This window comes from Streptomyces sp. f51 (assembly GCF_037940415.1).
GTDB lineage: Bacteria > Actinomycetota > Actinomycetes > Streptomycetales > Streptomycetaceae > Streptomyces.
In genome coordinates this window covers 1,062,911-1,082,827 of record NZ_CP149798.1, presented here as the reverse complement: position 1 = coordinate 1,082,827, position 19,917 = coordinate 1,062,911, and the positions used below count along the sequence as shown (strand labels likewise).

At 71.5% G+C, this 19,917-nt stretch carries 17 protein-coding genes; 15 read left to right on the top strand and 2 right to left on the bottom strand.

Going from position 1 to position 19,917, the window contains the following annotated elements; translation table 11 throughout:
• Window positions 1–89 precede the first annotated feature (89 nt).
• The gene (locus WJM95_RS04810) at window positions 90–2,285 is read right to left on the bottom strand and encodes an elongation factor G-like protein EF-G2 (protein WP_339128209.1); all 2,196 of its coding nucleotides are present in this window, start codon (window positions 2,283–2,285) and stop codon (window positions 90–92) included.
• 218 nt (window positions 2,286–2,503) lie between these two features.
• Here WJM95_RS04810 and WJM95_RS04805 point away from each other — a divergent pair, with 218 nt between their 5' ends.
• The 15 genes from WJM95_RS04805 (at window position 2,504) to WJM95_RS04735 (ending at window position 18,587) form a co-directional block, all read left to right on the top strand.
• Window positions 2,504–3,226 (top strand): CDP-alcohol phosphatidyltransferase family protein, encoded by a 723-nt coding sequence (locus tag WJM95_RS04805; protein ID WP_339135355.1) that lies wholly within the window; start codon window positions 2,504–2,506, stop codon window positions 3,224–3,226.
• Window positions 3,223–4,173, top strand: coding sequence for a phosphatidylinositol mannoside acyltransferase (locus WJM95_RS04800; protein ID WP_339128208.1), 951 nt, complete (start codon window positions 3,223–3,225; stop codon window positions 4,171–4,173). The genes WJM95_RS04805 and WJM95_RS04800 overlap by 4 nt, the downstream gene beginning before the upstream one ends.
• Entirely contained in the window at window positions 4,170–5,330 is a 1,161-nt protein-coding gene (locus tag WJM95_RS04795) for a glycosyltransferase family 4 protein (protein WP_339128207.1), read from the top strand. The genes WJM95_RS04800 and WJM95_RS04795 overlap by 4 nt, the downstream gene beginning before the upstream one ends.
• Before the next feature lie 676 nt (window positions 5,331–6,006).
• Window positions 6,007–6,552 (top strand): hypothetical protein, encoded by a 546-nt coding sequence (locus WJM95_RS04790; RefSeq protein ID WP_339128206.1) that lies wholly within the window; start codon window positions 6,007–6,009, stop codon window positions 6,550–6,552.
• A 122-nt stretch (window positions 6,553–6,674) separates the two neighbouring features.
• On the top strand, window positions 6,675–7,589 hold the full coding sequence (gene pdxS / locus WJM95_RS04785) for a pyridoxal 5'-phosphate synthase lyase subunit PdxS (RefSeq protein ID WP_339128205.1): 915 nt from the start codon (window positions 6,675–6,677) through the stop codon (window positions 7,587–7,589).
• Between the two features lie 4 nt (window positions 7,590–7,593).
• The gene (gene pdxT / locus WJM95_RS04780; RefSeq protein WP_339128204.1) at window positions 7,594–8,199 is read left to right on the top strand and encodes a pyridoxal 5'-phosphate synthase glutaminase subunit PdxT; all 606 of its coding nucleotides are present in this window, start codon (window positions 7,594–7,596) and stop codon (window positions 8,197–8,199) included.
• Between the two features lie 76 nt (window positions 8,200–8,275).
• Window positions 8,276–9,028 (top strand): YebC/PmpR family DNA-binding transcriptional regulator, encoded by a 753-nt coding sequence (locus WJM95_RS04775; protein ID WP_339128203.1) that lies wholly within the window; start codon window positions 8,276–8,278, stop codon window positions 9,026–9,028.
• 132 nt (window positions 9,029–9,160) lie between these two features.
• Window positions 9,161–9,757, top strand: a complete 597-nt coding sequence (gene ruvC / locus WJM95_RS04770) for a crossover junction endodeoxyribonuclease RuvC (RefSeq protein ID WP_339128202.1) — start codon at window positions 9,161–9,163, stop codon at window positions 9,755–9,757.
• On the top strand, window positions 9,754–10,365 hold the full coding sequence (gene ruvA / locus WJM95_RS04765) for a Holliday junction branch migration protein RuvA (protein WP_339128201.1): 612 nt from the start codon (window positions 9,754–9,756) through the stop codon (window positions 10,363–10,365). Before ruvC ends, ruvA begins: the two co-directional genes overlap by 4 nt.
• Window positions 10,366–10,462: 97 nt before the next feature.
• The gene (gene ruvB / locus WJM95_RS04760; protein WP_339128200.1) at window positions 10,463–11,557 is read left to right on the top strand and encodes a Holliday junction branch migration DNA helicase RuvB; all 1,095 of its coding nucleotides are present in this window, start codon (window positions 10,463–10,465) and stop codon (window positions 11,555–11,557) included.
• Between the two features lie 167 nt (window positions 11,558–11,724).
• Entirely contained in the window at window positions 11,725–12,243 is a 519-nt protein-coding gene (yajC, locus tag WJM95_RS04755) for a preprotein translocase subunit YajC (protein WP_339128199.1), read from the top strand.
• Window positions 12,244–12,381: 138 nt separating this feature from the next.
• Window positions 12,382–14,139, top strand: a complete 1,758-nt coding sequence (secD, locus tag WJM95_RS04750; RefSeq protein WP_339128198.1) for a protein translocase subunit SecD — start codon at window positions 12,382–12,384, stop codon at window positions 14,137–14,139.
• A 1-nt stretch (window position 14,140) separates the two neighbouring features.
• On the top strand, window positions 14,141–15,256 hold the full coding sequence (gene secF, locus WJM95_RS04745; RefSeq protein WP_339128197.1) for a protein translocase subunit SecF: 1,116 nt from the start codon (window positions 14,141–14,143) through the stop codon (window positions 15,254–15,256).
• Window positions 15,253–15,792 carry an adenine phosphoribosyltransferase gene (locus WJM95_RS04740; protein WP_339128196.1) on the top strand — a complete coding sequence of 180 codons (540 nt, stop codon included), beginning with the start codon at window positions 15,253–15,255 and terminating at the stop codon, window positions 15,790–15,792. Before secF ends, WJM95_RS04740 begins: the two co-directional genes overlap by 4 nt.
• Before the next feature lie 272 nt (window positions 15,793–16,064).
• Entirely contained in the window at window positions 16,065–18,587 is a 2,523-nt protein-coding gene (locus WJM95_RS04735; RefSeq protein ID WP_339135353.1) for a RelA/SpoT family protein, read from the top strand.
• Window positions 18,588–18,655: 68 nt separating this feature from the next.
• Here the strand turns inward: WJM95_RS04735 and WJM95_RS04730 are convergent, their stop codons facing one another.
• Complete coding sequence (locus WJM95_RS04730; protein ID WP_339128195.1) at window positions 18,656–19,885, bottom strand: DUF349 domain-containing protein; 1,230 nt, start codon at window positions 19,883–19,885, stop codon at window positions 18,656–18,658.
• Between the last annotated feature and the right edge of the window lie 32 nt (window positions 19,886–19,917).

Below are 19,917 nucleotides of genomic sequence, written 5' to 3'. Positions count from 1 at the left end.
TATCGGCCGCGGCCGACATTCGTCGGCGGACGGCCGAAGCCGCCCACCGACGGATGAATCCCGCCCGAACCGCCCGGCGCGGCCGGCCCTCAGGTACCCGGGTCCTGCTCGCGGAGCCGGTCGGCGATGTGCTGCGGCATCGGTTCGTGCCGTGCGTAGCGCCGGTCGAAGCGCGCGGTGCCGTGCGAGACGGACCGCAGGTCGACGGCGTACCGGCCGATCTCGATCTCCGGTACCTCGGCGCGTACCAGCGTGCGCCCGCCGGGTGCCTGCTCGGTGCCGACCACCCGGCCGCGTCGTCCCGACAGGTCGCTCATCACCGGACCCACGTAGTCGTCACCGACGAGGACCGTCACCTCCGCCACCGGCTCCAGGAGATGGATGGTGGCCTCGCGGGCCGCCTCGCGCAGCGCGAGCGCGCCCGCCGTCTGGAAGGCGGCGTCGGAGGAGTCGACCGAGTGCGCCTTGCCGTCCGTCAGCGTCACCCGTACGTCGATGAGCGGATAGCCGGCGACGACGCCCTTGGCCGCCTGGGCCCGCACGCCCTTCTCGACCGAGGGGATGAACTGCCGGGGTACGGCCCCGCCGACGACCTTGTCCACGAACTCGACGCCCGAGCCGTTCGGCAGCGGTTCGACCTCGATCTCGCAGATCGCGAACTGGCCGTGTCCGCCGGACTGTTTGACATGGCGGCCGCGTCCGGTCGCGGGGCCGGCGAACGTCTCGCGCAGGGAGACCTTGTGCGGGACCACGTCCACCTGCACGCCGTACCGGCTGCGCAGCCGTTCCAGGGCGACGTCCGCGTGCGCCTCGCCCAGGCACCACAGGACGACCTGATGGGTGTTCTGATTCTGCTCCAGACGCATCGTGGGGTCCTCGGCCACGAGCCGGCCGAGCCCCTGGGAGAGCTTGTCCTCGTCCGCCTTGCTGTGGGCCTCGATGGCGAGGGGGAGCAGCGGGTCGGGCATCTGCCACGGCTCCATGAGCAGCGGGTCGTCCTTGGCCGAAAGGGTGTCTCCCGTCTCGGCGCGGTTCAGTTTCGCCACGCTGGCGAGGTCGCCCGCGATGCAGTGCGTGAGGGGGCGCTGCTGCTTGCCGAACGGCGCGGACAGGGCGCCGATCCGCTCGTCGACGTCGTGGTCCTCGTGTCCGCGGTCGGTCAGTCCGTGCCCGGAGACGTGCACGGTCGCGTCGGGGCGCAGGGTCCCGGAGAAGACCCGGACCAGGGAGACCCGGCCCACGTACGGGTCGGACGCGGTCTTCACGACCTCCGCGACCAGCGGCCCGTCGGGGTCGCAGGTCTTCACCTCGCGCGGTGCGCCGTCCGGTGTGGTCACGCTGGGCGCCGGGCGCTCCAGCGGGGTCGGGAAGCCGCCGGCGATCAGTTCGAGGAGCTCGACCGTGCCGAGCCCCTGCCGGGCGCCCTCGGCGGCGGGCGCGGCGGCCAGCACCGGGAAGAAGCTCCCGCGGGCCACGGCCCGTTCGAGGTCCTGCACGAGTGTCTTGAGGTCGATCTCCTCACCGCCGAGATAGCGGTCCATGAGGGTCTCGTCCTCGCTCTCGGCGATGATCCCCTCGATCAGCCGGTTGCGGGCCGTCTCGATGAGCCGTTCCTGCTCGGGCCCCGGTTCCGCCTCCTTGCGCTCGCCGGAGGAGTAGTCGAACAGCTGCCGGGTGAGCAGTCCGATCAGGCCGGTCACGGGCGTGTGCCCGTCGGGCGCCGCGGCGCCGTGCAGCGGCAGGTAGAGGGGCAGTACGGCGTCGGGGTCGTCCCCGCCGAACGCCTCCGCGCAGAGCGCGGTCATCCCCTCGAAGTCCGACCGGGCCGATTCGAGGTGGGTGACCACGATCGCCCGGGGCATGCCGACGGCCGCGCACTCCTCCCACAGCATCCGGGTCGAGCCGTCCACCCCGTCCGCGGCCGAGACGACGAAGAGGGCCGCGTCCGCCGCTCGCAGACCGGCCCTCAGTTCACCGACGAAGTCGGCGTATCCGGGGGTGTCGAGAAGGTTGATCTTCAGCCCGTCCCAGTCGACGGGCGCCAGGGAGAGCTGCACCGAGCGCTGCTGCCGGTGCTCGATCTCGTCGTAGTCCGAGACGGTGCCGCCGTCCTCCACGCGGCCCGCCCGGTTCACCGCTCCCGCCGTCAGCGCGAGAGCCTCCACCAACGTCGTCTTGCCCGATCCGCTGTGGCCGACCAGCACCACATTCCGTACGGACGCGGGGTGGTCGGCCGCCGTAGCCCTGCCGGCGGCTCCGGGGTGTGTGTTCGCCTTGTCGCCCATGGCCTTGCCTCCCGTGCACGGTGAGGTCTCTGTGGGCGCGGGACATGCCGAGGCCGCGTTCGGTGGCGGCACCGGTGACGCCCGCGGTTCTTCGAGCTTTGCACTCGCGTCACTGTGCGTCCATACAGGGGACGCGATCGCGCCGTGACGCCGGCGGCACCCTGTCGTGACACGGGGTGCGGGTGCCCGGCCATCGCACAAGCGCACGCGTGGCTACGATGGGCCAGCCGACGGCCAGCAGGGGCCGCCCGGCGACACCGACCCTCGGGAAGGCCATGCTGAACAAGTACGCGCGTGCATTCTTCACGCGTGTCCTCACACCGTTCGCCGCGTTTCTCGTCCGCCGGGGGGTGAGCCCCGACACGGTCACCCTCCTGGGCACGGCCGGAGTCATGGCGGGGGCGCTGGTCTTCTTCCCCCGGGGAGAGTTCTTCTGGGGAACGATCGTCATCACGCTGTTCGTGTTCTCCGACCTGGTCGACGGGAACATGGCGCGCCAGCTCGGCCGCTCCAGCCGCTGGGGTGCCTTCCTCGACTCCACGCTCGACCGGGTCGCCGACGGCGCGATCTTCGGCGGCTTCGCACTCTGGTACGCGGGCAACGGCGACGACAACGTCCTGTGCGCCGTCTCGATCTTCTGTCTGGCCAGCGGCCAGGTGGTGTCGTACACCAAGGCCCGGGGCGAGTCGATCGGTCTGCCGGTCGCGGTCAACGGTCTCGTCGAGCGCGCCGAGCGGCTGGTGATCTCGCTGGTCGCGGCCGGTCTGGCGGGTCTGCACACGTTCGGGGTGCCCGGTATCCAGGTGCTGCTGCCCATCGCGTTGTGGATCGTCGCCGTCGGCAGTCTCGTCACGCTGATCCAGCGCGTCGTCACCGTCCGCCGGGAGGCCGCCGAGGCGGACGCCGCGGTCGCGGCCCAGAGCAGCGAGGCCACCTCGTGACCAGCCTGCGGGACAGGCTGGCCGACGGTTCGTACGCCCTGGGCTGGAGCGTGGTCAAGAAGCTGCCCGAGCCGGTCGCCGTGCGCCTGGGCCGCACGATCGCCGACATCGCCTGGAAGCGGCGCGGCAAGGGGGTCCTGCGTCTGGAGAGCAACTACGCGCGCGTGGTGCCGGACGCGACACCGGAGCGGCTCGCGGAACTCTCCCGCGCCGGCATGCGCTCGTACCTGCGCTACTGGATGGAGTCGTTCCGGCTTCCCGCGTGGAGCGAGGAGCGCGTGGCGGGCGGCTTCGAGGTCGAGGACGTGCACCGCCTCACCGACGGCATCGCCTCCGACCGGGGCGTCATCCTGGCGCTTCCCCACATGGCGAACTGGGACCTGGCGGGCGCCTGGGTCACCACCGGACTGAAGACGCCGTTCACGACGGTCGCCGAGCGCCTGCGGCCCGAGTCGCTGTACGACCGTTTCGTCGCCTATCGCGAGGGCCTCGGCATGGAGGTCCTGCCGCACAGCGGCGGTGCCGCGTTCGGCACGCTGGCCCGGCGCCTGCGCGACGGCGGGCTGATCTGCCTGGTCGCGGAACGGGACCTGTCCGCCTCGGGCGTCGAGGTGGAGTTCTTCGGCGAGACGACCCGGATGCCCGCGGGCCCGGCGCTGCTCGCCCAGCAGACCGGCGCCCTCCTCCTGCCCGTGACGCTCTGGTACGACGACTCGCCCGTGATGCGCGGCCGGGTGCATCCGCCCGTCGAGGTCCCCGGGTCGGGCAGTCGGGCCGAGAAGACGTCTGTCATGACACAGGCGCTGGCCGACGCCTTCGCCCACGGCATCGCCGAGCACCCGGAGGACTGGCACATGTTGCAGCGTTTGTGGCTCAAGGACCTCGACGCCGGGAAGGCTCCCCCCGAGGGGTCCGGCACACAGGACCCCGAGAAGAGGGCCTCGTGAGGATCGGCATCGTCTGCCCGTACTCCTGGGACGTTCCCGGCGGCGTCCAGTTCCACATCCGCGACCTGGCCGAACACCTCATCGGCCTGGGGCACGAGGTCTCCGTCCTCGCCCCCGCGGACGACGACACGCCCCTGCCGCCGTACGTCGTCTCGGCGGGCCGCGCGGTCCCGGTCCCGTACAACGGCTCGGTGGCGCGGCTCAACTTCGGTTTCCTGTCGGCCGCCCGGGTGCGGCGCTGGCTGCACGACGGCACCTTCGACGTGGTCCACATCCACGAACCGTCCTCGCCGTCGCTCGGCCTGCTGACGTGCTGGGCGGCCCAGGGCCCGATCGTCGCGACCTTCCACACCTCGAACCCGCGTTCCCGGGCGATGGTCGCCGCGTACTCCATCCTCCAGGCCGCCCTGGAGAAGATCAGCGCGCGGATCGCGGTGAGCGAGTACGCCCGGCGCACCCTGGTCGAGCACCTCGGCGGCGACGCGGTCGTCATCCCGAACGGCGTCGACGTCGACTTCTTCGCCCGCGCCAAGCCCAAGCCCGAGTGGCAGGGCGACACCATCGGCTTCATCGGCCGCATCGACGAGCCCCGCAAGGGCCTGCCGGTGCTCATGAAGGCGCTGCCCGCGATCCTGGCCGAGCGCCCGCAGACGCGGCTGCTGGTCGCCGGGCGCGGCGACGAGAAGGAGGCTGTGGAGTCGCTGCCCGCCGAGATGCGCTCGCGCGTCGAGTTCCTCGGGATGGTCAGCGACGAGGACAAGGCCCGTCTGCTGCGCAGCGTCGACCTGTACGTCGCGCCCAACACCGGCGGCGAGAGCTTCGGGATCATCCTCGTCGAGGCGATGTCCGCCGGGGCGCCCGTGCTCGCCGCGGATCTCGACGCGTTCGCCCAGGTCCTCGACCAGGGCTCCGCGGGTGAGCTGTTCGCCAACGAGGACGCGGCCGACCTGGCCGCCGCCGCGCTGCGCCTGCTCGCCGACCCGGAGCGCCGGGCCGCGCTGCGGGTGCGGGGCAGCGAGCACGTGCGGCGCTTCGACTGGTCGACGGTCGGCGCGGACATCCTGTCCGTGTACGAGACGGTGACGGACGGCGCCGCCGCGGTGGCCACCGACGAACGCACGGGCCTCAGGGCCCGCTTCGGCCTGGCTCGAGACTGACCCTCCGGGGCTCCACCGGCGACCGACCCGCCCGGGGTCCACGGGTGACGGGCCCGCTCGTGGTGGGCGCCACCGGGTCCCGCGGTGACGGGCGTCCCGGGGGTCCTCCGGCGACCGACGCCTCCGGAGTCCTCCGGCGACGGCGTCCCCGGGGGCCGAGACACCCGGGTCCGCCCCCGCTGGGGAGCCCGAGGGGCGGCGACCCTGGCCCGGCAGAGCCTGAGCGGATCCGGGCACGGGCCGATCGATCCCGTACGGGCGGTTCCGCGGACCCCACGGCAGGGGCGTCCGGCCCGCCCTCGCGCACGGACGGGGCGCCGCGAGACCGCCTTCCCCGTCGGCCGCGCGTGCGGCCCCGCAGCGGGACCGTCGCCCCGCGCGAAGACGCGGTGGGCCGTGCCGGCCGGACACCCCGCGCCCGACGCCGTGGGCCCTCCTGGCCGGACACCCGGCGCCCGGCGGACGGAGAACGGCCGGAACACGACGGTCCGGTGGCGGCTCCGTGTGCGGCCGGGGCCCCGTGGGGCCGGCGGACCCGCTGCCCGGGCCATGGCGGGCCGGCGGACCCACAGTGCCCGGGCCGCGGCGGGCCGGTGGCGCGCGTGCGGGTCCCGGCGGGCCGGTGGCGTGTGCGGCCCCGGCGGGCCCGTGATCCGCACCGGTAGCCTTGCCGCCCGTGACCGCAACCCTCATCTGGATCCTCGTCGGCCTCGTCGCGATCGGCCTCTACCTGAGCTGGACCGCCGGACGCCTCGACCGGCTGCACTCCCGCATCGACGCCGCCCGCGCCGCCCTCGACGCGCAGCTGCTGCGCCGGGCCTCCGTCGCGCAGGAACTGGCCACCTCCGGGGTGCTCGACCCGGCCGCCTCGATCGTCCTCTACGAAGCGGCGCACGCGGCCCGGCAGGCCGAGGAGGAGCAGCGCGAGGTGGCCGAGAGCGAGCTGAGCCAGGCCCTGCGGGCGGTGTTCGGGGAGACCCAGCAGGTCGAGGCGGTCCGTGAGGCGCCCGGCGGCGAGGAAGCGGCCGGTGAACTGGCCCAGGCCGTGCGCCGGGTGCCCATGGCGCGGCGCTTCCACAACGACGCCGTACGCGCCGCCCGCGCCCTGCGCCGCCACCGCAAGGTCCGCTGGTTCCGCCTCGCGGGCCACGCCCCGTTCCCCATGGCCTTCGAGATGGACGACGAGCCCCCCGTGGCCCTGGCCGACCGCCCGACGAACTGACGCGCGGCGGTGGACCGGAACGAAAACGAGCCACCGCCTCCCCATTGGCCCTTGCAGTGGACTGGTCACCTCGCGTTTCCTCGGAGCTGCACAAATCCTCTTCCCCCGAGCGAGGTCAACCCGTGTCCAGCACCCTCTCCAACTCCGCCGAGAACACCGCGATCGGTACCGCCCGCGTCAAGCGCGGCATGGCCGAGCAGCTCAAGGGCGGCGTGATCATGGACGTGGTCAACGCCGAGCAGGCGAAGATCGCCGAGGACGCCGGCGCCGTTGCCGTCATGGCCCTGGAGCGGGTCCCCGCCGACATCCGCAAGGACGGCGGCGTCGCCCGGATGTCGGACCCGAACATGATCGAGGAGATCATCGAGGCGGTCTCCATCCCGGTGATGGCCAAGTCCCGCATCGGCCACTTCGTCGAGGCCCAGGTCCTCCAGTCCCTCGGCGTCGACTACATCGACGAGTCCGAGGTCCTCACCCCGGCCGACGAGGTCAACCACTCGGACAAGTTCGCGTTCACGACCCCCTTCGTCTGCGGCGCCACCAACCTGGGCGAGGCCCTGCGCCGCATCGCCGAGGGCGCGGCCATGATCCGCTCCAAGGGCGAGGCCGGCACCGGCAACGTCGTCGAGGCCGTCCGCCACCTGCGCCAGATCAAGAACGAGATCGCCCGCCTGCGCGGCTTCGACAACAACGAGCTGTACGCCGCCGCGAAGGACCTGCGTGCCCCGTACGAGCTCGTCAAGGAGGTCGCCGAGCTCGGCAAGCTGCCGGTCGTGCTGTTCTCCGCCGGTGGTGTCGCCACCCCCGCCGACGCCGCGCTCATGCGCCAGCTCGGTGCCGAGGGCGTCTTCGTCGGCTCCGGCATCTTCAAGTCGGGCGACCCGGCCAAGCGTGCCGCCGCCATCGTGAAGGCCACCACCTTCTACGACGACCCGAAGATCATCGCGGACGCGTCCCGCAACCTCGGCGAGGCCATGGTCGGCATCAACTGCGACACCCTCCCCGAGACCGAGCGCTACGCCAACCGCGGCTGGTAGTCACATGAGCACTCCTGTCATTGGCGTCCTGGCCCTCCAGGGCGACGTACGGGAACACCTCATCGCCCTGGCCGCGGCGGACGCCGTGGCCAGGCCGGTGCGGCGGCCCGAGGAGCTCGCCGAGATCGACGGCCTGGTCATACCCGGCGGCGAGTCCACCACCATCTCGAAGCTGGCGGTCCTCTTCGGAGTGATGGAGCCGCTGCGCGCGCGGGTCCGTTCGGGCCTGCCCGTCTACGGCACCTGCGCCGGCATGATCATGCTCGCCGACAAGATCCTCGACCCGCGCTCGGGCCAGGAGACCATCGGCGGCATCGACATGATCGTGCGCCGCAACGCCTTCGGACGGCAGAACGAGTCCTTCGAGGCGGCGGTCGACGTACGGGGTGTCGAGGGCGATCCTGTAGAGGGCGTCTTCATCCGCGCCCCCTGGGTCGAGTCCGTGGGTGCCGAGGCCGAGGTGCTCGCCGAGCACGGCGGCCACATCGTCGCGGTCCGCCAGGGAAACGCGCTCGCCACGTCGTTCCACCCGGAGCTGACGGGCGACCACCGCGTGCACGGTCTGTTCGTCGACATGGTGCGCGCGAACCGGACACCGGCGTCCTTGTAGGATCTGTGGGGTCTCCCCAGGCTCTCGACGCCTGGGGGAGTCCGTACAGGTTGGGTTACGCGAAGGAGACAGGCAGATGTCCGGCCACTCTAAATGGGCTACGACGAAGCACAAGAAGGCCGTGATCGACGCCAAGCGCGGCAAGCTCTTCGCGAAGATGATCAAGAACATCGAGGTCGCGGCCCGCACCGGTGGCGCCGACGTGTCCGGCAACCCGACGCTGTTCGACGCCATCCAGAAGGCGAAGAAGAGCTCGGTCCCGAACAAGAACATCGACTCCGCGGTCAAGCGCGGCGCCGGTCTCGAAGCCGGTGGCGCCGACTACGAGACGATCATGTACGAGGGCTACGGCCCGAACGGTGTCGCCGTGCTCATCGAGTGCCTCACCGACAACCGCAACCGCGCGGCCTCCGACGTGCGCGTCGCCATGACCCGCAACGGCGGCAGCATGGCCGACCCCGGCTCGGTGTCGTACCTGTTCAACCGCAAGGGCGTCATCGTCGTCCCCAAGGGTGAGCTGACCGAGGACGACGTCCTGGGCGCCGTGCTCGACGCGGGCGCCGAGGAGGTCAACGACCTCGGCGAGAGCTTCGAGGTCCTCTCCGAGGCCACCGACCTGGTCGCGGTGCGCACCGCGCTCCAGGGCGCCGGCATCGACTACGACTCCGCCGACGCCAACTTCGTCCCGACCATGCAGGTCGAGCTCGACGAGGACGGCGCCCGGAAGATCTTCAAGCTGATCGACGCCCTGGAGGACAGCGACGACGTGCAGAACGTCTTCGCCAACTTCGACGTCAGCGACGAGGTCATGGAGAAGGTCGACGCCTGATCCGAGGGCTTGCCCGGAGCGACGGGCCGACGGGACACACCCGTCGGCCCGTCGCTCTGTCAGTGGCACCCGATAGCCTGCACGAACTGGGGAGACCCCCGGCTGTGAGCGGCGAGATCGAAGGAGGCCCGGGTGCGGGTGCTGGGTGTCGACCCCGGGCTGACCCGGTGCGGTGTCGGGGTGGTCGAAGGAGTCGCCGGGCGGCCTCTGACCATGCGGGGAGTCGGAGTCGTACGCACCCCCGCGGACGCCGAACTGGGCCTGCGCCTGGTCGCCGTCGAGCAGGGCATCGAGCAGTGGCTCGACGAGTACGAACCGGAGTACGTCGCCGTCGAGCGGGTGTTCAGCCAGCACAACGTCCGGACCGTGATGGGCACCGCACAGGCCAGCGCCGTCGCCATGCTCTGCGCGGCCCGGCGCGGCATCCCCGTCGCCCTGCACACCCCCAGCGAGGTCAAGGCCGCCGTCACCGGCAACGGACGCGCGGACAAGGCCCAGGTCGGCGCGATGGTCACCCGGCTCCTCCGGCTCGCCGAGCCGCCGAAGCCCGCCGACGCGGCGGACGCCCTCGCGCTCGCCATCTGCCACATCTGGCGCGCCCCCGCCCAGAACAGACTCCAGCAGACCGCCGCGCGGATCGGGCCCGACCGGGCCGTCGCCCAGAACAGACTCCAGCAGGCCGCGGCGGCGCACGCCGCGCGCCCGGCATCGAAAGGCCGTACCGCATGATCGCCTTCGTCAGCGGCCCGGTCGCCGCCCTCGCCCCCGACTCCGCGGTCGTCGAGGTCGGCGGCATCGGCATCGCCGTCCAGTGCACCCCGGGCACCCTCGCCGGGCTCCGCACCGGACAGCAGGCCAAGCTCGCCACCTCCCTCGTCGTCCGCGAGGACTCGCTCACCCTCTACGGCTTCGCCGACGACGACGAGCGCCAGGTCTTCGAGCTCCTCCAGACCGCGAGCGGGGTCGGCCCGCGCCTCGCCCAGGCGATGCTCGCCGTGCACAGCCCCGACGCCCTGCGCCGTGCCGTGTCCACCGGTGACGAGAAGGCCCTCGTCGCCGTGCCCGGCATCGGCAAGAAGGGTGCCCAGAAGCTCCTGCTCGAACTCAAGGACCGGCTCGGCGCGCCGCTCGGCCCCGGCGGCCCGGCCATCGGCACGGCGGTCACCACGGGCTGGCGCGACCAGCTGCACGCGGCCCTCGTCGGCCTCGGGTACGCGACCCGGGAGGCCGACGAGGCGGTCGCCGCCGTGGCCCCGCAGGCCGAGGCGGCCGAGGGAACCCCGCAGGTCGGCCAGCTCCTCAGAGCGGCCCTCCAGACCCTGAACCGAGCACGCTGAAGGACCCCGGCCCCCGGGCCGGGGCCGTGCCCCGGCGCGGCCGGCGCCCGTCGAACCGCCGGCCGCCCCACCACCACGAGACCGCGAGGCACCACCGATGAACTGGGACGACACGACAGACGAAGCCGCGGACGAGCGGCTCGTCGGCCCCGCGGCCGAACGGCTGGTGGGACCGGTCGCCGACGGCGAGGACCAGGCCGTCGAGGCCGCGCTGCGCCCCAAGGACCTGGACGAGTTCATCGGCCAGGAGAAGGTCCGCGAACAGCTCGACCTGGTCCTGCGCGCCGCACGCGCGCGCGGGGCCACCGCCGACCACGTGCTGCTCTCCGGCGCCCCCGGCCTCGGCAAGACCACCCTCTCCATGATCATCGCGGCCGAGATGGGCGCCCCCATCCGCATCACCAGCGGCCCCGCCATCCAGCACGCCGGAGACCTCGCCGCGATCCTCTCCTCCCTCCAGGAGGGCGAGGTCCTCTTCCTCGACGAGATCCACCGCATGTCCCGGCCCGCCGAGGAGATGCTGTACATGGCGATGGAGGACTTCCGCGTCGACGTCATCGTCGGCAAGGGCCCCGGCGCCACCGCCATCCCGCTGGAGCTGCCCCCGTTCACCCTGGTCGGCGCCACCACCCGCGCGGGCCTGCTGCCCCCGCCGCTGCGCGACCGCTTCGGCTTCACCGCCCACATGGAGTTCTACGAGCCCGCGGAGCTGGAGCGCGTCGTCCACCGCTCCGCCGGCCTCCTGGACGTCGAGATCGGCACCGAGGGCGCCGCGGAGATCGCCGGCCGCTCCCGCGGCACGCCCCGCATCGCCAACCGCCTGCTGCGCCGCGTACGCGACTACGCGCAGGTCAGGGCGGACGGGATCATCACCCGGGAGATCGCAGGGGCGGCGCTGAAGGTCTACGAGGTCGACGCGCGCGGACTCGACCGTCTCGACCGCGGAGTCCTGGAAGCCCTGCTCAAGCTCTTCGGCGGCGGTCCTGTCGGATTGTCCACACTTGCTGTCGCTGTGGGGGAGGAGCGTGAGACGGTGGAGGAGGTGGCCGAGCCCTTCCTCGTGAGGGAGGGGCTTCTCGCCCGCACTCCCCGTGGCCGGGTGGCGACACCCGCGGCATGGGCGCATCTCGGCCTCACGCCGCCCCGCCGGTCAACCGGCGGAAACGGACAAGAGGACCTGTTCGGGGCGTGACGGCGTGCGTACGCACCGGGGCAGGAACCCCGGTGCCATGCTGAGCGTTGTTCCCTGAGTGCGGACTCGCTTAGACTCCGCCGATGCCGCCCATGTCGACGGCATACATACCCCCATCCAGCAGGCCGCTCACCACTACGTGCGGTCGAAGAAGGAAGTCCCGACCCGTGAGTCCAGTGACCCTCCTCCCGTTCATCGTGCTCATCGGGGCCATGTTCCTGATGACCCGGTCGGCCAAGAAGAAGCAGCAGCAGGCCGCTTCCATGCGCAATGAGTTGCAGCCCGGCTCCGGCGTGCGCACGATCGGCGGTATGTACGCCACCGTCAAGGAGGTCAACGAGGACACGGTCCTCCTCGACGCCGCTCCCGGTGTCGACCTGCTCTTCGCGAAGAACGCGATCGGCGCCGTCCTGACGGACGACGAGTACAACCGCATCGTCCACGGCATCGAGCACGACCTGAAGGCCGACGGCTCGGTCGTGCCGGACGACGCCTCCTCCCTCACCGAGACCGACGAGCCCGCCGCCGACGCCTCTTCCGACGCCTCCGACGACAAGCCCCTCGACCTCGGCAAGAAGGACGCGGCGGACAAGCCGGCCGACGAGGTCGTCGAGGCGAAGGCCGACGAGGCCGACGTCGACGAGGCGGAGCCGAAGAAGACCGACGGCGGGGCCGAAGCGAAGTAGTCACGATCCGGGAGCTCGGCGCGATCCCCGCGCCTCGCCGCTCCCGGGACGTGCTGTTCTCGCACGAGGTCCCGACACCATGGCATGGCCGTTCCGCGCTCACCCGGCGCAGGGCGGCCCGAGAGGGAGTACGAGAAGGTGGCAGCACCGAAGAAGGGCCGGAGCGCGAGCGCCCAGAGCAGGCCGGGGCGCTCGCTGGCCCTGATCCTGATCGCCATCGCGGCGCTCACCGGAGGCATGTTCGCGACCGGGCACCCCACGCCGCGTCTCGGCATCGACCTCGCCGGCGGCACGAGCATCACGCTCACGGCGAAGAACGAGCCGGGCCAGCCCAACGCGATCAACAAGACCAACATGGACACCGCGGTCGACATCATGAACCGCCGTGTCAACGGTCTCGGTGTCTCCGAGGCCGAGGTTCAGACCCAGGGATCCGACAACATCATTGTCAACATCCCCAAGGGCACGAACTCGGAGCAGGCCCGCAAGCAGGTCGGCACCACCGCCAAGCTCTACTTCCGCCCCGTGCTGGCCACCGAGGCCTCCGGCGGCACCGCGAAGGCCACGCCGTCGTCGAGCGCCTCCGGAAGCGCGTCCAAGGACAAGGCGACCTCGTCCTCCTCGCCGTCCCCGACGCCGTCGGCCTCCGCCACCACCCAGGGCCGCCCGGTCAGTGACGCCCTGAAGGCGGGCTCCTCGCCCTCCGCGAGCGGCACCCCCAGCTCCCCGGCCTCGCCCTCCTCCAGCGCCTCGCCGTCCGCGAGCGCCAGCGTGGACCCCGCGACCGCCAAGCTCCAGGCCCAGTACGCCGCGCTCGACTGCTCCGACAGGGCGGTCCGTGCCACGGCCGGTTCCGACGCCAGGCCGACCGAGCCCACCGTCGCCTGCGGCCAGTCCAAGGACTCCACGGGCCAGTACCAGAAGTACGTGCTCGGCGCGGCCGAGGTGTCCGGTACGGACATCAAGAAGTCCGGCGCGGTCTTCGACACGCAGACCGGCGCGGGCTGGAAGGTCACCATGGAGTTCACCTCCGGTGGCTCCAAGAAGTTCGCGGCCATCACCGGCAAGCTCGCCCAGAACCAGCCGCCGCAGAACCAGTTCGCGATCGTCCTCGACGGTCAGGTCGTCTCCGACCCGCGCGTGACGGAGTCGCTGAGCGGCACCGCCGAGATCTCCGGCAGCTTCACCCAGACCGAGGCGCAGGACCTGGCCAACATGCTGAACTACGGCGCGCTGCCGCTCAGCTTCAAGGAGTCCAGCGTCACCACGGTGACCGCGGCCCTCGGTGGCGAGCAGCTGCACGCCGGCCTGATCGCGGGCGCCATCGGCCTCGCGCTGGTCGTCCTCTACCTGGTGATCTACTACCGGGGCCTGTCGGTCATCGCCATCGCCTCCCTCGGCGTCTCGGCGATCCTCACCTACGTGCTCATGGCGCTGCTCGGCCCGGCCATCGGCTTCGCGCTGAACCTGCCGGCCGTCTGCGGCGCGATCGTCGCCATCGGTATCACCGCGGACTCGTTCATCGTCTTCTTCGAACGCATCCGTGACGAGATCCGTGAGGGCCGCAGCCTGCGACCCGCCGTCGAGCGTGCCTGGCCGCGCGCCCGGCGCACGATCCTGGTCTCCGACTTCGTGTCGTTCCTCGCCGCCGCGGTGCTCTTCATCGTCACCGTCGGCAAGGTCCAGGGCTTCGCGTTCACCCTCGGTCTGACCACCGTGCTCGACGTCGTCGTCGTGTTCCTCTTCACCAAGCCGCTGATGACCCTCCTCGCCCGCAGGAAGTTCTTCGCCGAGGGACACAAGTGGTCCGGCCTCGACCCGAAGCGACTGGGCGCCAAGCCGCCGCTGCGCCGCACCCGTCGCGCGTCCGCCCCCGTCGACACGAAGGAGGCGTGAGATGTCGAAACTCGGCACCCTCGGCGCCCGGCTCCACCGCGGCGAGATCGGCTACGACTTCGTCGGCAAGCGCAAGATCTGGTACGGCATCTCGATCCTGATCACCATCACGGCCATCCTCGGCCTGACGGTGCGGGGCCTGAACATGGGCATCGAGTTCCAGGGCGGCGCCGTCTTCACCACCGGCAAGTCCAGCGTCTCGGTGAGCCAGGCGGAGACGTACGCGCACGAGGCCTCCGGCCACGAAGCGGTCGTCCAGAAGCTCGGCAACGGCAGCCTGCGCATCCAGATCGCCGGCATCGACACCGACAAGTCCGACGCGATCAAGACCAAGCTCGCCACGGACCTGAACGTGAAGGCCGACGACATCAACGCCGACCTGGTCGGCCCCAGCTGGGGTGACCAGATCGCCAACAAGGCCTGGGAGGGCCTGGCGATCTTCATGGTCCTGGTCGTGATCTACCTGGCCATCGCCTTCGAATGGCGCATGGCCATCGCGGCCCTGGTCGCGCTGATCCACGACATCACCATCACGGTCGGCATCTACGCCCTGGTCGGCTTCGAGGTCACCCCGGGCACCGTGATCGGTCTGCTCACGATCCTCGGTTACTCGCTCTACGACACGGTCGTCGTCTTCGACAGCCTCAAGGAGCAGACGAAGGACATCACGAAGCAGACCCGCTGGACCTACAGCGACGTCGCCGACCGCTCGATCAACAGCACCCTGGTGCGTTCCATCAACACCACGGTGGTCGCGCTGCTGCCGGTCGCCGGCCTGCTGTTCATCGGTGGTGGCGTGCTCGGCGCCGGTGTGCTCAACGACATCTCGCTGTCGCTGTTCGTCGGCCTCGCGGCCGGCGCGTACTCCTCGATCTTCATCGCCACGCCGCTCGTCGCCGACCTCAAGGAGCGCGAGCCGCAGATGAAGGCCCTGCGCAAGCGGGTCCTCGCCAAGCGTGCCCAGGCGGCCGCCACGGGCGAGTCCCTGGAGCCGCGCGCCGCCGAGCCGTCGTACGAGGACGACGAGGACGACGTCACCCCGGCGGTCGTCGGTCCCCGCAACCAGCCCGCGTCCCGCGCCCGCGGCCGCGGCCGTCCCTCGGGGAAGCGCCGATGACCGGCATCGAGGAGCTGCTGACCAGCCGCATCCGTGACGTGGCCGACTACCCGGAGCCGGGCGTGATGTTCAAGGACATCACCCCGCTCCTGGCCGACCCGGCCGCGTTCGGCGCCCTGACCGGCGCCCTCGCGGGCATCGCCGTGGCCAACGGAGCCACCAAGATCGTCGGCCTGGAGGCCCGCGGCTTCATCCTCGGAGCCCCGGTCGCCGTCCACGCCGGGATCGGCTTCATCCCCGTGCGCAAGGCGGGCAAGCTCCCCGGAGCGACCCTGTCGCAGGCGTACGACCTGGAGTACGGCTCCGCCGAGATCGAGGTGCACGCCGAGGACCTGAGCGCGGCCGACCGCGTCCTGGTCGTCGACGACGTCCTCGCCACCGGCGGCACCGCCGAGGCCTCGCTCCAGCTCATCCGCAGGGCGGGCGCCGAGGTCGCGGGCGTCGCCGTGCTGATGGAGCTCGGCTTCCTGGGCGGCCGCGGCCGTCTGGAGCCGGCGCTGGCGGGGGCTCCCCTGGAGGCGCTCCTGACGGTCTGAGGACCGCGCGCACGCCACCCGGGAGTCCGCTCCCGGACAGGCCCCCGAAAGGCCTGAGGCACCCGTAGGACACCGTGGAGGCGGGCCCGGAGGAATCCGGCGCCCGCCTCCGGCGTTCCTTCTGTACGAGACCGCCGACGGCGGCCGACAGCGAGTCCGGCGCGAAGGATCGCTACCATGGGGTTTCCGGAGCCTGACCGGGGGACCCGGATCGCGCACGAGGAGCCCTCTTGCCAGACGAGGCCCAGCCACTCGCCCCCAGCGCGGAACGCCTGGAGCGAACCGCCTCCACCCAGCCCGAGCCCGCCTCGGGTGCCGCGGAGAAGCCCGCACGGAAGGCAGCGAGCGGGCCGGTCGAGCACGCCCAGGCCGCGCCCGACGGCACGGCTGCCGAGGGATCGCGTCCCAAGCCGGCCCCGCCCGAGCGCCCCGCGCACACCCCACCGGTCCGCCCCGCGGCCTCCCAGCCCACACGCTCCGGCGGCTCCTCGAACCGCGTCCGGGCCCGCCTGGCCCGTCTCGGCGTCCAGCGCTCGAACCCGTACAACCCGGTCCTGGAGCCCCTGCTGCGGATAGTGCGCAGCAACGACCCCAAGATCGAGACGTCGACGCTCCGGCAGATCGAGAAGGCCTACCAGGTCGCCGAGCGCTGGCACCGCGGCCAGAAGCGCAAGAGCGGCGACCCGTACATCACGCACCCGCTCGCCGTCACCACCATCCTCGCCGAGCTGGGCATGGACCCGGCGACGCTCATGGCCGGTCTGCTGCACGACACGGTCGAGGACACCGAGTACGGCCTCGACCAGCTGCGCCGTGACTTCGGCGACTCCGTCGCCCTGCTGGTCGACGGCGTCACCAAGCTGGACAAGGTCAAGTTCGGCGAGGCCGCCCAGGCCGAGACCGTGCGCAAGATGGTCGTCGCGATGGCCAAGGACCCCCGCGTCCTGGTCATCAAGCTCGCCGACCGCCTGCACAACATGCGCACCATGCGCTATCTCAAGCGCGAGAAGCAGGAGAAGAAGGCGCGCGAGACCCTGGAGATCTACGCGCCGCTCGCCCACCGCCTGGGCATGAACACCATCAAGTGGGAGCTGGAGGACCTCGCCTTCGCGATCCTCTACCCCAAGATGTACGACGAGATCGTGCGCCTGGTCGCCGAGCGCGCCCCCAAGCGCGACGAGTACCTCGCCATAGTGACCGACGAGGTCCAGTCCGACCTGCGCGCGGCCCGCATCAAGGCGACCGTCACCGGCCGCCCGAAGCACTACTACAGCGTCTACCAGAAGATGATCGTCCGCGGCCGTGACTTCGCGGAGATCTACGACCTGGTGGGCATCCGCGTCCTCGTGGACACCGTCCGCGACTGCTACGCGGCGCTCGGCACCGTGCACGCGCGATGGAACCCGGTCCCCGGCCGGTTCAAGGACTACATCGCGATGCCGAAGTTCAACATGTACCAGTCGCTGCACACGACGGTCATCGGCCCCAACGGCAAGCCCGTCGAACTCCAGATCCGTACGTTCGACATGCACCGCCGCGCCGAGTACGGCATCGCCGCGCACTGGAAGTACAAGCAGGAGACCGTCGCCGGCTCCTCCAAGATCCGCACCGACGTGCCCCGGGCGGCCAAGGGCAGCGCGGGCCAGGACACCGTCAACGACATGGCGTGGCTGCGGCAGCTCCTGGACTGGCAGAAGGAGACCGAGGACCCCAGCGAGTTCCTGGAGTCCCTGCGCTTCGACCTCTCGCGCAACGAGGTCTTCGTCTTCACGCCCAAGGGTGACGTCATAGCGCTGCCGGCCGGTGCGACACCGGTGGACTTCGCCTACGCGGTCCACACGGAGGTCGGCCACCGGACGATAGGAGCACGGGTCAACGGACGCCTGGTGCCGCTGGAGTCCACCCTGGACAACGGCGACCTGGTCGAGGTCTTCACCTCCAAGGCGGCCGGCGCGGGCCCCTCCCGCGACTGGCTCGGCTTCGTGAAGTCGCCGCGCGCCCGCAACAAGATCCGCGCCTGGTTCTCCAAGGAACGCCGCGACGAGGCGATCGAGCACGGCAAGGACGCCATCGCGCGCGCGATGCGCAAGCAGAACCTGCCGATCCAGCGGATCCTCACCGGGGACTCGCTCGTCACCCTCGCGCACGAGATGCGCTACCCCGACATCTCGTCCCTGTACGCGGCGATCGGCGAGGGCCACGTCACCGCCCAGAGCGTCGTGCAGAAGCTCGTGCAGGCGCTCGGCGGCGAGGAGGCGGCCACCGAGGAGATCGACGAGTCCGTACCCCCGGCGCGGGGCCGCGGCCGCAAGCGGCGCAGCAACAACGACCCCGGTGTGGTCGTCAAGGGCGTCGACGACGTGTGGGTCAAGCTCGCCCGCTGCTGCACGCCGGTGCCGGGCGACCCGATCATCGGATTCGTCACCCGCGGCAGCGGCGTCTCGGTCCACCGCAGCGACTGCGTCAACGTCGACTCGCTCTCGCGCGAGCCCGAACGCATCCTCGAGGTCGAGTGGGCCCCCACCCAGTCCTCGGTCTTCCTGGTCGCCATACAGGTCGAGGCGCTCGACCGGTCACGGCTGCTGTCGGACGTCACCCGTGTCCTGTCCGACCAGCACGTGAACATCCTGTCCGCGGCCGTCCAGACCTCCCGGGACCGGGTCGCCACCTCCCGGTTCACCTTCGAGATGGGCGACCCCAAGCACCTGGGACACGTCCTGAAGGCCGTCCGGGGCGTCGAGGGCGTCTACGACGTGTACCGCGTGACCTCGGCCCGCAGACCCTCCGAGGCCTGACGCCGGAGACACGCGAAGGGGCCCCCGTACGCACCGTACGGGGGCCCCTCGCGCAGGTCCGGACGAACTCAGCCGCCGAACTCCTGAAGACCCTTCAGCGCCTGGTCCAGCAGCGCCTGACGGCCGTCCAGCTCCTTCTGGAGCTTGTCGGCCTTCGAGGTGTTGCCCGCCGACCGCGCGGCCTCGATCTGGCCCTTGAGCTTGTCGACGGCGGCCTGGAGCTGACCGGTCAGACCCTCGGCACGCGCGCGTGCCTCCGGGTTCGTCCGGCGCCACTCGGTCTCCTCCGACTCCTGGAGAGCCCGCTCCACCGCGTGCATCCGGCCCTCGACCTTCGGGCGGGCGTCGCGCGGCACGTGGCCGATGGCCTCCCAGCGCTCGTTGATGGAACGGAAGGCCGCGCGGGCCGCCTTCAGATCGCCCACCGGGACGAGCTTCTCGGCCTCCTCGGCCAGCTCCTCCTTGAGCTTCAGGTTCTCCGTCTGCTCCGCGTCGCGCTCGGCGAAGACCCCGCTGCGCGCCGCGAAGAACACGTCCTGGGCGCCGCGGAAGCGGTTCCACAGATCGTCCTCGTGCTCGCGCTGGGCGCGGCCCGCGGCCTTCCAGTCCGCCATCAGCTCGCGGTAGCGGGCCGCCGTCGGACCCCAGTCCGAGGAGCCGGACAGCGCCTCGGCCTCGGCGACCAGCTTCTCCTTGGTCTTGCGGGCCTCCTCGCGCTGCGCGTCCAGCGAGGCGAAGTGCGCCTTGCGCCGCTTGGAGAACGCCGAGCGGGCATGCGAGAAGCGGTGCCACAGCTCGTCGTCCGACTTGCGGTCGAGTCGCGGCAGCCCCTTCCACGTGTCCACCAGCGCGCGCAGCCGCTCGCCGGCCGCCCGCCACTGGTCGCTCTGCGCCAGCTCCTCGGCCTCGACGACCAGCGCCTCCTTGGCGTGCCGTGCCTCGTCGGACTGCTTGGCCCGCTGGACCTTGCGTTCCTCGCGGCGCGCGTCGACGGTCTCCACGAGCTTGTCCAGCCGCACCTTCAACGCGTCCAGATCACCGACCGCGTGGTGGGCGACCACCTGATCGCGGATGTGATCGATGGCGGTCTGGGCGTCCTTCGCCGACAGGTCGGTGGTCTTCACTCGCTTTTCGAGGAGGCCGATCTCGACAACCAGGCCTTCGTACTTGCGCTCGAAGTAGGCCAACGCCTCATCAGGCGTGCCGGCCTGCCAGGATCCGACGACCTGCTCGCCGTCGGCCGTACGCACGTACACGGTCCCCGTCTCGTCGACGCGGCCCCACGGGTCGCTGCTCACAGCGCCTCCTCCACATGATGCCTGCGGGGGGC